This is a genomic window from Saccharothrix sp. CCNWYY140 (assembly GCF_037401995.1).
Lineage (GTDB): Bacteria > Actinomycetota > Actinomycetes > Mycobacteriales > Pseudonocardiaceae > Actinosynnema.
Map to the genome: position 1 here is coordinate 1 of NZ_JBBEGC010000029.1, position 12,916 is coordinate 12,916.

Here is a 12,916-nt window from a genome sequence, read left to right on the forward strand (position 1 = left end):
TTCGGGCAGGCCATACGGGGATGACACAAGCAAGAAGCCCAGGTAGGGGAGTGCCGTGCGGCAGCTTCGTGAAAAGCCTGTGTGCGCGGGGGTGGTGCGTGGCAGGCAAGGAGAGCGCTGTGCGCGAAGGGCGTTGTGGATGGGCTGGTCAGGGGCGGCGGATTGGGGTGGTGATCGGGTCCTCAAGCAGTGGTTCGGGGGCGGCCTGTGCGGCCGTTCCCGTCCGCTTGAGCTTCTGCCACGGCAGTCGTGCGCCCGCGATGGCCGTGACGATCGACTGGATGACCACCAAGTACATGAGCTGCCGGTACACGATCGGCTGCAACAAGACCGCCCACAACGGCCGCAGGCTCTCCCGGTCCAGCCTGAACGCGATCACCGCGGGCACCAGCTGGAGGATCAGGAAGCCGAACCACGCCCAAGCCCCGCGCCCGGGATCGGTGAACAAGCTCAGCACCGCGAACACGTCGATGGCAGGCGCGAGCATCGGCAGCACGACCTGGTACAGAGCCAGGTAAGGCAATCCCCGCCGTCCCAAACGCCCGCCCAAGCCGCGGTCGAACAGAGCGCCTCGGTGCTTCCACATCGCCTGCAAAGTGCCGTAGCACCACCGGTACCGCTGCCGCCACAGCTGGCCCAGGGATGCCGGGGCCTCGGTCCACGCCCTGGCCGACTCCTGGTACGTCACGGCCCAGTCGGCGCGTTCCAGTGCCATCGTCAGGTCGGTGTCCTCGGCCAGGGTGTCTTCTGGGACCCCGCCCACCTCGCGCAGTGCGCTCAGGCGGAAGCCGCCGACTGCGCCGGGGACGGTGGGCATGCACTCCATGACGTCGTACATGCGTCGGTCTAGGTTGAAGCCGATCACGTATTCGATGTGCTGCCAGCGGCCCAGTAGGCCGGTTCGGTTGCCGACCTTGGCGTTGCCGGACACCGCACCGACCCTCGGGTCGGCGAACGGGCGGACCAGTTCGGCGACGGTGTCGGGCTCCAGCACGGTGTCGCCGTCGACCATGACCACCAGTTCCGTGCGGCAGTGGCGCAGGCCGGTGTTCAGGGCTGCTGCCTTGCCCGCATTGGGCTGGCGGATCAGGACCACCCGTGGCAGGCCCAGGGACTGGACCACCTCGCTGGTCCGGTCGGTCGAGCCGTCGTCCACGACGATGACCCGGACGTCCGCGGTGCTGGACAGGATGGTCCGCAGGGTCGCCTCGATGCCGGCTTCCTCGTTGTACGCGGGCACGATCACGGTCACCGGTTGTGGCGGCAGGGGTCTAGCGTGGCGGCCGGGTTTGCGGCGGGCGTGGATGCCTGTGGTGGCCAGTAGGAGGACTGCGCGGAGCAGGGCCAGTACCGCGGACACGACGACTAGCCAGCCCATCATGTCGGTCGCGAAGCCTGCGGCACGCACCGCGAGTGACACCGCGACGCCGGCGGACCGTTCGACGGCGCCGGCCTCCTGCGCCGTGTCGAGGCCCAGGGCGTCGCTCGCCGTTCGGAACTGCCGGCCCTGCTCCTTGAGCTTGGGCACGACCTGTTCCAGGGCGGCGACGGTCTGGGAGCGGTCGCCGCCGCCGTCGTGCATCAGGACCACGGCGCCGCGGTCGTCCTGGGGCATTGCCGCCGACGCGATGGCGTCCGCGCCGGGGTTGCGCCAGTCCTCGGTGTCCAGGTCCGACAGCAGGACCAGGTGGCCGGACGCCACGACCCGCTCCACGGCCGCCAGGTCGTCGTTGTCCAGGGCGTCGGGAGTGGCCGAGTAGGGCGGGCGGACCAGGGTGCTCACGCGGCCCACCGCGCCGGCCAGCGCCAGCCGGGTCTGGTCGAGTTCCAGGCTCGTGCAGGTTTCGCCGATCTGGCCCAGGTCGACGTGGGTGAAGGTGTGCAGCCCGACCTCGTGGCCCTCGGCGACCACCCGTTCCAGCAGGTCCGGGTGCTGCGCGGCGGCGACGCCGGTGACGAAGAACGTCGCCTTGACGTCGTGGCGGCGCAGGACGTCCAGCACCTCGGGGGTCCAGCGGGGGTCGGGGCCGTCGTCGAAGGTCAGCACGACGGTCTTCTCCGGTGCCGCGCGGGACACCAGCTTGTCGCCGTCCGTGCCGATCAGCGGGCCGCCGGCGCGCAGCGCGTCGGGCACGATGTTCGCGGGGCCGGCGACCGGGGCCTCGCCCTGGCCGACCCGCTTGACCACGAACAGGTCCAGCAGCAGCAACGCCAGCAGCACCACCATCGACAGCGACAGCAGCACCCAGTGGGCGCGCGGCGACGGGCGGGACATCAACCCCTGCCGGGCGGGGTGGGCCGGTTGGACGCGCCCGGCGGGTCGGTCCGCTTGCTGCCCGGTGTGCTCGGCGGCGTCGGTTCGGCGGTCGTGGTGACCGAGGACGTGCCCCCGGTGGTGGTCCGCGCCGGGGTGCCCGGCGCGGTGGCGGTCTCGGTCGTCGTGACCGCTTGGGTCGTGGTCGGCGGCGCGGTCGTCGTGGCGGTGGGCGCGTCCTCCGCGGCCGGGATCGGCAGCAGCGACGACGGCTTCACGGGGCCACCGGACAGCGCCACGACCAGCAGCGCCACGTAGACGAGCACACCGGCGACCGCGACGCCGATGAGGACGCGCAGCACGCGGCGGCGGCGTCCGCTCGGGTCGACGAAGACCGGGGTCTGATCAGTGGTGGTCGTCATTCGACATCGCAAGGGGCGGGGGCGGGGACGCCGAAGACTAGCCCCTCACACGACCGGGTGAGAAGCGGGCCTCAGTCCTCCAGCTCGTCCCGCTTGTGGCCCTTGATCTTCTTCCGCTTGGGCCGGCGCACTTCGACACCGCCCATGATGGCCACGCCCGTGATCCGCACGACCGGGCCACCCGGCACGGTCGGCGTCTTGTAGGTGGAGTCCTCGAACGCGCCCATGATCCCGGTGCCGTCGACCCGCACGGTGACGTCCTCGGGCACGGAGATCTCCACGCCGCCCCAGAACGCGAACACGTTGATCGTCGTGTGCTCCTGCGCGAACCGCGCCCGCGACAGGTCCAGCGCCACGCCACCCATGATCGCGACGACGCTGTGCGTGGCCGGCACCACCCAGTCGCCCTTGCGGTCGACCCCCGACCAGAACGCGATGGACGTCGTCGGCCCGGAGCCACTGCCCACCACGCGGCTCGACGGCAGGTGCTGCTGGTAGGGCTGCACCTGCTGGATCGGCTGCGGGACGACGATCCCGGGCATCCCCAGGTCGGCGGTGAGCGGCACCAGCTCCCCGTAGGTCTTGGCCGCGTACACCTGCCCGAGCCGCTCGTCCAGCTCGTGCAGGTCCAGCCGGCCTTCGCCGTGGGCCTTCTGGAGCACCTTGGCGACCTGCTCGCGGTCGGCGTCCGAGGCACGCATCCGACTGGGGTCCGGCAACTCGTCACTCACCAGAGTGAGTCTAGGAGGGCCGCCCCCGTTTGACGACCACACCGGCGATCTCTCACCACGCCCCGGACCGCAGCCCGGGGATCGGCGCACCGTCCGTCATCGGCCGCACGTTCTCGTAGTACCCGTCCAACTCACCCACCTCGAACCGGCACAACTTGACCGCCCACCACACCAGGTCCGACACGTCCCCACCGGTCCGATAGGCCCCGTCGGGCGTCACCGCCGCCCAGCCCAGGGGGCTGCTGACCAGCGTGACGAGCAGGTCGCCGGCGAGGGACCAGATCCGGGTGGTGCCGTCGTGGGAGCCGGTGACGAGGTGCCGCCCGTCCGGCGCGTACTCGACCGTCCACACCGGACCGTCGTGGCCCGCCAACGTGACGATCGGCTCGCCCTCGGTGGTCCAGACGCGGGCCGTGCCGTCCTCCGAAGCGGTGGCGGCGGTCCGGCCGTCGGGCGACCAGGCCACGGCCAACACCTGCTTTGAGTGGCCGACCAGGTGGGTGAGCGGCTGCGACGGTCTCCATAGCGCGGGGAAGCGGGTGCCGATCGCGAGACCACGGCCGCCCGGCGAGTAGACGACGTCGTTCACCGGGCCGAGAGGTCCCTCGATCCGGTCGATCTGCCTGCCACCTGACACGCTCCACGTGCGGACCGTGCCGTCGTAGGACGCGGTCGCCAGGTGGCTCCCGTCGGGTGCGAAGGCCACCGAGGTCACCTTGTCGGTGTGGCCCCCGATCATGGTGACCAGTTCGCCTTCGAGGTTCCACACGGCGGCGGTGCCGTCGTCACCCGCCGTCGCGAGGAACCTGCCCCCCGGCGAGAAGGTCACGTCGTTGACTGGGCCGTTGTGTGCGTGGATCACGCGCGCGCCGTCCGGGGACGAGATGCGCACAGTGCCGTTCGTGGCGGCGGCGGCGAGTTCCCAGCCGCTCGGCGAGTAGGCGAGCCGGGTCACCCGGTCACCCTGGTCGCCGACTGGGGAGGCGCCGGTCGTGGTCCAGATGTGCGCTCGACCGTGGGACGCCGTCGCCAACTGCCTGCCGTCCGGCGAGTAGATCGCGCAGTGCACCGCGCCCTCGCGGGCCGGCACCAGTGAGAGTTGCGTGCTCCCGAGCGCGCTCCAGGTCCGCACCGTGCCGTCGGTGGACGTGGTGGTCAGGCTGAGGGTGTCGCCCGTGAAAGCGACGTCTCGCACCGGTCCGGTGTGTCCCTCGAACCCCCCGAGCAAGTTTCCGACGACATCCCACACGCGGGCGGTGCCATCCTCCGACGCGGTGGCGATGTGGTGGCCGTCCCGGTAGAAAGCGACGGCCCACAACGGCCCGGTGTGACCGCGGAGCGTGCGGACGGGGGCGCCGCGGGGGGTCCACAGGCGTGCGGTGCCGTCCACGCCGGCAGTGACGAGGTAGGTCGAGTGCGGCGCGTAGGCCACATCGCGCAGCGGGCCTTGCGCAGCGTCGATCCTGCCCGCGGGGGCGCCCGAGAGGTGCCACATGCGCACTGTGCCGTCGGCCGAGGCCGTGGCGAGGACGCCCCCGCCCGGCGCGAAGTCGACCGCCCAGACCGGTCCGGTGTGCCCTTCCAAGGTGGCGAAGTGCTCGCCGTCGAACCACAGACGGGTCGTGTGGTCTTCGCCGGCCGTAGCGACGACCTGGCTGTCGGGTGAGTACGCCACCGCCCAGACCGGGCCGTCGTGCCCGGTGAGGGTGGCGAGGTGTTCGCCCGTGACCGCGTGGACCCGGGCCGTGCCGTCGGCGGACGCCGTGGCCACGCGGGTGCCGTCGGGGGAGAAGACCACGTCCATGACCCAGTCGGTGTGGCCGCGCAGCACCCGCAGCACCTTGTCCGTGGCCACGTCGACCAGTTCCACCACCGACCCGCGGCTCACCGCGAGCAGGTCCCCGTCCGGCGAGTACGCGACCGACTCCGCCCCGCCGGACGCCCCGAACACGACCTCCGCCGCGTCTCGCCCGACCACCGCCGCGTCTGCCAGTTCGGGCTGGTCCGCGACCCCGTCCACCTCGATCAGCGCCGCCCGCCGCCACGTGCTCCCGGCCAGCCCCGCCCCGGTCAGGTCACCACCGGTCACGCGGACGCCGGTGAGGTCCGCCCCGGTGAGGTCCGCCCCGGTCAGCACGACGTCGGTCAACCGCTGCCCGCGCAGGTCGCTGTGGGCCAGCTTCGCCTCGCGCAGGTCGAACCACCGGGCCAGGTCCCGGCCGCGCAGGTCCATCCCGCTCAGGTCGGTCCGTTCGGGACTGCCCAACCGCGCCAGCACCGCGGACGCGTTCTGCTTCACCGCCTCCGGCGCGTCGCCCGGCACCCCGCGCGCCCACTCGCGGGCGGCGTCGTGGCCTGCCAGGTCGCAGAAGAAGTCGACCATCAGCGGGGACATCACGCGGTTCGCGACGTCCTCCATCCCGTCCAGCCGGCGGGCCGCTGCGTTCGCGACCAGCCACTCCATCACGGACTGGTGCACGAACCCGAACCCGTCCTCGGTGTGCACCAGCAGCGTCCCCGAGCCCACGGCGTGCTGCGCCTGCGCGTGCGAGTAGCCGCGTTCGGTGAGCCGGGCCAGGGTCGCCGCCGCCGCGCCGAGGTCGGATTCGCGGATCGCGGGCGCGGTGGTCGCCCACAGCCGCAGGGCCAGGGCGGTGCAGACGTCGAGGCGTTCCCGTTCGTCCAGCGACGGCAGGCCCGAGGGGTGGCGTTGCCGGTCGGTCTCCTTGACCAGCCAGTGGTCCACCAGCTCCCGGTACAGCTCGGCCGCGCTGATCCGGCCCTCCTGCCGCTCGACCGCCCGCAGCCGGTCCTCGTCCAGGTCGGCGATGAACGACAGCATCCGCGGGTTGCGGGACAGCCCGAGCAGGTCGCGGACGTCCCCGAGCAGCTCGAACCTCGCGCGGGCGCGGTCGGCGTCGCCCTTGTGGTGGCGGGTCAGGAAGTCGCGGATCTGCTCGTCGGTGAAGTCCTCCAGCAGCGCCACCCGGCTGGACGCCATCGACGTGACCTGCTCGCCCAGCACGTTGAGCACGTCGCTGGTCAGTCGGAAGTGCTGGGTCCGGCTGGTCAGCACGACCTTCGCCCGGTCGTCCACCCGGTGCAGCAGGACGCGCAGGTAGTCGGTGGCGTTGTCGTAGCCGACCCGCAGCTCCAGCTCGTCGAACCCGTCGAACAGCAGCGCCACCCGGCCGCTGTCGATCATGTACTTGAGCTTGGGCGCGCTGATCTCCTCGACACCGGCCCGGGAGAGGTGCTGGATCAGCAGCGTGTCCAGCGACGGGGCCTTCTCCAGGCTGCGCAACTCGATCAGGACGGGCGTGAGGCCGCGCAACCGCGTCGGCAGCTCGCGCGCCAACTGCCGCAGCAGGAACGACTTCCCGCGCCCGAAGTCCCCCAACACCATGACGAACCGCGCGGAGTCCGTGGCCAGCCACCGCACGACCCGGTCCAACAGGTCGTCCGCCACGTCACCGGAGTGCAACCGCCCCAGCTCGCGGAACCGTTGCGGCACATACAGTTCCGCCGGGTAGATCGCGTCGTCGGCGAGCGTCCGCCGCTGCTGCTCCTCCAACGCCCGCAGGTCCACCAGGCCCTGGTAGTCGATCCAGCTGCGGACCCGGATGCCCAGGCTCAACGCGTGCGCCACGACATCGGCGGGCGCGGGCGGACCGCCGTGCACCAGCTCCGACCGGGTCTGCGGGTCCTGCTCGGCGAACCGCAGGTGGGTGTCCCGGAACCCGTCGAGCACCTCTCGGGTCACCGGGCCGTCCGTCACGAACACCGGCCACTGCTCGATCCCGCCGCCCGGCCTGCGCTCGGTGACCCGCAGGTAGGAGTTGCCGCGGTTGGGCGTGACGGTCGCGCCGGGCCGGTCGACCTTCGTCGCCTCCACGACCCGCTCGAAGAACCCGTCCGCCTGCCGCACCTCGGTGGGCCGCGGGTGCCGCCGCACTGTGGATCCGAAGGTGCGTTCGGCCGACGACCAGGGCATCTCCACACGGGGGTGCGTCTCGGAGGTCCAGCGGCCGTCCACCAGCCGCCTGGTGCGGCGGTGGAAACCGGCCGGGTCGATCCGCAGGACGTCGTAGGAGTTCGGGGCCAGTCGGCCGTCCCTGATCAGGTGCAGGCGCTGACTCCAGAACAGCAGCTCGCTGTCCGTGCGGTTGGCGACTCCAACGGAGAACCAACCCCGCTCGCGGAACTCGGCGAGCCTGCGCGTCAGCCGGGTCACTTGCTCCTCACCGAACTCGGGCTCGGCCTCGCCCAGGTGGCTGTCGGCCATCGTGGAGTTGAACCCGGCCACCGCGACCGCCAGGTCCCGCACCTCGAACAACGACCACGGCTCGTCGGCCGTGAACGCGACCGGCACATCCCGGTAAAACCGCTGGAACGCCTCCGCGTACTGCTCCCACTTGGCCCAGTAAGGAGGCAGCGGCTCCCGCTCCTCGGCCTCCATCCGCAAGAAGTACGCCTGGCACGCCTTGCGGTTGACGTCGTGCGCACCCGGTACGACCACCACCCGGTCACGCGGCAACTCCACCGCCTCGGCCACCTCGGCCAGCCACGCGAACGCCTGCTCGAACTCGCTGCGCAACCCGTGCTCGGTCAGGTCCCCAGCAACGATCAGCAGGTCCGGGCGCACGTCGGCCAGGTCCTCGACCAGCCGCTCGGTCGCCGGCGGGACGTGGCCGCCGAACCGTGGCCCGGCCGGCTGCACGATCGTCAGCTCCGCCACCCCGTCGTCCACGTGCCGCCGACGCCGGTCCAGCACGTCGGGCCACACCTGCCGCAACCGTTCGGCCCCCACGGCGTAGCTGTCGGCCGCGCCGCGCCCGGCGGTGGCGACGATCCCGATCACCCGCCCGCCGGCCACGTCCCACACCGGACTGCCGCTGAACCCCGGCTGGACGTGGATCGCCGACGCGGAGTCCAGCTGCACCAGCCCGCCGTCCACCTCGCCCCGGACCACGGCGGTCACCCAGGACCCGTTGGGCCGCACCGGTTTCCCGGGATAACCGAAGACCCGGACCTCCTGCCCGACCCCGGGCAGGGTGGTGACCAGCCGAGCCGGCGCGACGGGGACGTCCACGTCCACCACGAGCCCGGCCACGTCGTCCCCCGGCGCCCCCTCCCGGACCGGCGGCGGCACCCACTGCGCCACCACGGCCACCATGCGGTGCCCACCGACCTGCACCTCGACGCGGTCGGGCCGGTCACCGGAGAGCTTCTCCCGCCCCAGGGCGAGGTTCACGACGTGCGCGCAGGTCACGATCTGCCGGGCGCCGACCAGCACCCCCAACCCCACGACCAGGCCGTCTCGGGTGAACCGGGCCACGGAGGGCGGTAAGGAGCCGTCGGGCACCGCCTACCTGTACCACATACTGTCTGCTTATGGACGTCCTCGTCGTCGATCACCCCCTGGCCAGGGCACGGCTCACCACGATGCGCGACGCGCGCACCGACAACGCCGCCTTCCGCGCCGCGCTGCACGAACTCACCGTGATGCTGGTCTACGAGGCCACGCGGAACGCCCCGGTCGCCGAGGAGCGCGTCCACACGCCCGTCGCCCGGACCACCGGGTACCGCCTGGCCAACCCGCCGCTGCTGGTGCCGGTGCTGCGCGCCGGGCTGGGCATGGCGGACCAGGCGCACAAGCTCATCCCGGACGCCCAGATGGGTTTCGTCGGCCTCGCCCGCGACGAGGAGACGCTCCAGCCGACCCCGTACATGGAGTCGCTGCCGGAGTCGCTGGCCGGCCGCCCGGTCTTCGTGCTGGACCCGATGCTGGCCACCGGCGGTTCGATGGCCTACACGATCCGCCTGCTCACCGACCGGGGCGCGACGGACGTGACGGCGGTGTGCGCGCTGGCGGCCCCGGAGGGCATCAAGCACCTGGAGGACTCCGGCCTGCCGGTGCGCCTGGTGACCGCCAGCGTCGACGAGCGCCTGAACGACTCGGGCTTCATCGTCCCGGGGCTGGGCGACGCCGGCGACCGCCAGTACGGCGCGGTCTGACCACCCGACGCGCTGCGCGAGTGCTCGCGCAGCGCGTCTCCTGAAGGTCAGCTCAACTCGGCCGCGTGGTCGGCCGCCCACTCGGTCAGCGTCCGCCCGCGCCGCCCCACGACCTCTTCGAACGTGGGCCACACCGTCGGCGGCTCCTCGTTGAACTGCGTGTGGTAGCCCAGGATGTACTCCGCCACGTCGTAGGGCAGGCCCACGTCCCGGATGAGGCTCGCCCGCGCCTGGCCGTAGGTCAGCGGTTCGAAGCCGATCTCCCGGCCCAGGCCCGCGCCGATGGCCGCCGCCTGCTGCCGGTTGGTGAGCAGCTCCGGACCGCTCAGCGGGTACGCCTTGCCCGCGTGGCCGTCGTCCAGGAGCGCCCGCACGGCGACCTCGGCGATGTCGGCCTCGTGCACGGGAGCGCCGGGCGCGTCCGGGTAGGCGTGGCGGATCACGTTGTCCTGCTTGATGCTTCCCGCCCAGATGAGCTTGTTCGACATGAACTCGCCGGGGCGCACGTGCGTCCACTCGCGACCGGACGCCTCGATCACCTTCTCGACCGACTCGTGCAGCTCGTAGCTGCCCGGCCGCTGGACCGTCACCGCGTCGCTGGACAGGAACACCACCCGCCGCAGGTCGCGCGCCCGGTCGAGCAGGGCGCCCGCCAGGCCGGCGGCGTCGGCGGACTCCAGCACCGCCAGCAGGAACACCGCCGTCACGCCGTCCAGCGGCAGCTCGTCCGGGCGGGCGAGGTCGCCTTTCACAGTCTCGACGCCCGCCGGCAGGTCCGCTTTGTCCGGGTTGCGGGTCAACGCCCGGAACTCCGCACCCTCCTTCACCAGTTGCGCCACCACGTGCCTGCCGACGTTGCCCGTCGCGCCGGTCACCAGGATCGTCACGGTTCCCCCTAGTCAGCCGATATTCAAGTTTGAACACCGGCACGCTAGCGCGCCTCGACCGGTCCGCGCACATGCAAACTTTTGCACCAACTGTGAACGGCAAGCCGTAGTGGAAGTGGTCGGTATGACCGGATTCGGCCGAACGGGCGTAGAGGTGGTCTAGACCTCAGCCCTACCGTGGTCTGGACCACATCACCGCCGCCTCCACCCGCGAGGAGAAGCATGTCGAGCAGGAGATGGGTGCTCCCGGCCCTCCTGGCGTCCGCGCTCACGGTGTCGCTCGCGCCGCACGCCGGCGCGCACGACCGGGACGGCGTGCGGACCGTCGGCTACTACACCAACTGGGCCGGGTACGACCGGAACTTCCTGGTCAAGAACCTGGTCGACAACGGGACCGCCCCCCGGCTCACCCACCTGAACTACGCGTTCGGGTTCCTCGACGAGACCGGCAAGTGCGTCAGCTCCGACCCGTGGGCCGACTACCAGCGGCCGTTCTCGGCCGAGCAGAGCGTCAGCGGCAAGGCCGACGAGGCCGGCCAGCCGCTGCTGGGCAACCTCAACCAGCTCAAGCAGCTCAAGGCGAAGTACCCGCGGCTCCGGGTCAACATCTCGCTCGGCGGGTGGACCGGGTCCAAGCACTTCTCCGACGCAGCCCTCACGCCCGAGTCCCGCGCGGCGCACGTGAAGTCGTGCCTGGACCTGTGGCTCAAGGGCAACCTGGTCGGCACCGCGCCCGGCGCGGCGGCGGGCGTGTTCGACGGCATCGACCTCGACTGGGAGTGGCCCGCGAGCCCCGGCGCGCCCGGCAACGTCGTCCGGCCCGAGGACCGCGCGAACTTCACGGCCCTGCTGGTCGAGTACCGCAAGCAGCTGACGGCGTTGAGCTGGCGCACCGGCAAGCGGTACGACCTGACCGCGTTCCTGCCCGCCGACCCGGTGCAGGCCGACCGGGGCTTCGAGATCCCGAAGGTCTTCGCCCTGCTGACGTTCGCCACCATCCAGGGCTACGACTACCACGGCGCCTGGGACCCGCTGACCAACCAGCAGTCCGCGCTGCGCACCCCGGCGGCCGACCCGACGACGCCGAAGTTCAGCACGCAGGTGGCGATCGACCACTACCTGAGCCGCGGTGCGCCGAGGAGCAAGACCGTGCTGGGCGTGCCGTTCTACAGCCGGGGCTGGACCGGCGTGCGCAACGAGAACAACGGCCTCTTCCAGTCCGCTACTGGTCCCGCGCCCGCGACCTACGAGGCCGGGTACGAGGACTACCGCATCTTAAAGGCGCAACTGGGCAAGTTCACCGTGCACCGCGACCCCAAGGCCGGGCACGCGTGGCTGTTCGACGGCACGACGTTCTGGACGTGGGACGACCCGGTGGAGATGAAGCGCAAGGGTCGTTACGTGGCCGAACGCGGGCTGGGCGGCGCGATGATCTGGTCGCTGGACGGCGACACCGCCGACGGCGAACTCATCCGCGCCCTCCGAGACGGGCTGTCCTGACCGGGACGGTCCACCGGGGTCCGGGGAGGTTTCGCGGCGGCCTCCTCCCCGGACCCCACCCTCTTGCTCAGGACCGCTTGCGCCAGCCGTCGATGTGGGCGCGGATGGCGCTCTCGTAGGCGGGGGCGATCTCGACGCCCGGCGGCAGGTTGCCGTTGAGCTCCAGGCTGACCAGGCCGTGCACCATGCCCCACATGGCCAGCGCGATGTGCTCGTGCGGCGCGTCCACGAACAGACCCGACTCGACCGCGCGGCGGACGTTGGCCACCAGCGGCGTGAACGTCTCGGCCGCGGCGGCGTTGGTCTCCTCCGACGGGGTGAAGTTCGGGACGACCTTGCTGAACATGACCAGGTAGAACTGGGGATCGGCCAGGGCGCTGTCCCGGTAGGTCAGGCCGATCCGGACGATGTCCTCGACGGGGTCGCCGGTCTCCGGCAGTGCCGCGAGCCGGTCCCCGAAGCGCCGGAACGCCTCCTCGTAAAGGGCGTCCAGGAGTGCCGGTTTGCCGCCGAACAGCGAGTACACGGCCGTGGTGGACGTGTTGACATCCGACGCGAGCCTGCGCAAGCTCAAAGCGCCCGGTCCTTCGGTGGACAGCAGCTCGCCTGCCCGGTCCAGGAGGCGGACGCGGAGCGCGTCGTCGTGGGTCTTCGGTCGTGGCACCGGGGCATTCTATCGCAACAGTGTTATAAAACTCGCCCTAGCCAGTGTGGTATCAGGTTGGTACCGTGCTGGACATGGCGATGACCCTGCGTCTGAGCGACGAGGAGAACCGGCGGCTCGACGAGCTGGCCGCGGCCGAGGGCCGGTCGAAGCAGGAGGTCGTGCGGCTCGCACTGGCCGAGCGGTGGGCCAGGTTGCAGAAGGAGGAGCAGCTGTCCGAGGTGCTCGGGCGCGTACTGCCCAAGTACCGCGGCTTGCTGGACCGCTTGGGCTCAGCCTGAGCTCCGGCTCTGCCCGCGCTCCCAGTTCGGCCCGACCGACCCCGGGCTTGGCCTGAACCGCAGGCCGGCTCGCCCTCCCGGCTCGGCCCGAACATCCATTCATTCCCGATCGAGTGAGATGCCCTGACGTTCGAACACATGTTCGATAGTCTGAGTCCA

The 12,916-nt window shown here is 71.5% G+C and carries 9 protein-coding genes; 3 read left to right on the plus strand and 6 right to left on the minus strand.

Translation table 11 applies throughout. The annotated features are described in order from the left end of the window. Positions 1 to 148: 148 nt before the first annotated feature. The 4 genes from WBN91_RS15905 to WBN91_RS15920 all read right to left on the minus strand — a co-directional run bounded on the left by WBN91_RS15905 (position 149) and on the right by WBN91_RS15920 (position 8,772). Positions 149 to 2,275: a bifunctional polysaccharide deacetylase/glycosyltransferase family 2 protein gene (locus tag WBN91_RS15905; RefSeq protein ID WP_337724483.1), complete on the minus strand. Its 2,127-nt coding sequence runs from the start codon at positions 2,273 to 2,275 to the stop codon at positions 149 to 151. Continuing rightward, positions 2,275 to 2,676 (minus strand): hypothetical protein, encoded by a 402-nt coding sequence (locus WBN91_RS15910; protein WP_337724484.1) that lies wholly within the window; start codon positions 2,674 to 2,676, stop codon positions 2,275 to 2,277. Before WBN91_RS15910 ends, WBN91_RS15905 begins: the two co-directional genes overlap by 1 nt. A gap of 71 nt (positions 2,677 to 2,747) precedes the next feature. Beyond that, positions 2,748 to 3,407 carry a DUF1707 SHOCT-like domain-containing protein gene (locus WBN91_RS15915; RefSeq protein ID WP_337724485.1) on the minus strand — a complete coding sequence of 220 codons (660 nt, stop codon included), beginning with the start codon at positions 3,405 to 3,407 and terminating at the stop codon, positions 2,748 to 2,750. A gap of 52 nt (positions 3,408 to 3,459) precedes the next feature. Continuing rightward, positions 3,460 to 8,772, minus strand: coding sequence for a trypsin-like peptidase domain-containing protein (locus WBN91_RS15920; RefSeq protein ID WP_337724486.1), 5,313 nt, complete (start codon positions 8,770 to 8,772; stop codon positions 3,460 to 3,462). Between the two features lie 29 nt (positions 8,773 to 8,801). Here WBN91_RS15920 and upp point away from each other — a divergent pair, with 29 nt between their 5' ends. Beyond that, positions 8,802 to 9,425 (plus strand): uracil phosphoribosyltransferase, encoded by a 624-nt coding sequence (gene upp / locus WBN91_RS15925; protein ID WP_337724487.1) that lies wholly within the window; start codon positions 8,802 to 8,804, stop codon positions 9,423 to 9,425. A 47-nt stretch (positions 9,426 to 9,472) separates the two neighbouring features. Here upp and WBN91_RS15930 read toward each other — a convergent pair whose 3' ends face one another. Beyond that, complete coding sequence (locus WBN91_RS15930; protein ID WP_337724488.1) at positions 9,473 to 10,312, minus strand: SDR family oxidoreductase; 840 nt, start codon at positions 10,310 to 10,312, stop codon at positions 9,473 to 9,475. A 222-nt stretch (positions 10,313 to 10,534) separates the two neighbouring features. Between WBN91_RS15930 and WBN91_RS15935 the strand changes: the two genes are divergently transcribed. Then, entirely contained in the window at positions 10,535 to 11,812 is a 1,278-nt protein-coding gene (locus WBN91_RS15935; RefSeq protein WP_337724489.1) for a glycoside hydrolase family 18 protein, read from the plus strand. A 67-nt stretch (positions 11,813 to 11,879) separates the two neighbouring features. Here the strand turns inward: WBN91_RS15935 and WBN91_RS15940 are convergent, their stop codons facing one another. Then, complete coding sequence (locus tag WBN91_RS15940) at positions 11,880 to 12,476, minus strand: TetR/AcrR family transcriptional regulator (protein ID WP_337724490.1); 597 nt, start codon at positions 12,474 to 12,476, stop codon at positions 11,880 to 11,882. 74 nt (positions 12,477 to 12,550) lie between these two features. On the opposite strand from WBN91_RS15940, the gene WBN91_RS15945 reads away from it, so the two are divergent. Beyond that, positions 12,551 to 12,757: a type II toxin-antitoxin system VapB family antitoxin gene (locus tag WBN91_RS15945; protein WP_015105038.1), complete on the plus strand. Its 207-nt coding sequence runs from the start codon at positions 12,551 to 12,553 to the stop codon at positions 12,755 to 12,757. Positions 12,758 to 12,916 lie beyond the last annotated feature (159 nt).

Excerpts from the sequence above, each read along its gene's own strand:
- WBN91_RS15905 (WP_337724483.1), bottom strand. The coding sequence starts at position 2,275 with ATGTCCCGCCCGTCGCCGCGCGCCCACTGGGTGCTGCTGTCGCTGTCG.
- WBN91_RS15910 (WP_337724484.1), bottom strand. The coding sequence starts at position 2,676 with ATGACGACCACCACTGATCAGACCCCGGTCTTCGTCGACCCGAGCGGA.
- upp (WP_337724487.1), top strand. The coding sequence starts at position 8,802 with ATGGACGTCCTCGTCGTCGATCACCCCCTGGCCAGGGCACGGCTCACC.
- WBN91_RS15935 (WP_337724489.1), top strand. The coding sequence starts at position 10,535 with ATGTCGAGCAGGAGATGGGTGCTCCCGGCCCTCCTGGCGTCCGCGCTC.
- WBN91_RS15945 (WP_015105038.1), top strand. The coding sequence starts at position 12,551 with ATGGCGATGACCCTGCGTCTGAGCGACGAGGAGAACCGGCGGCTCGAC.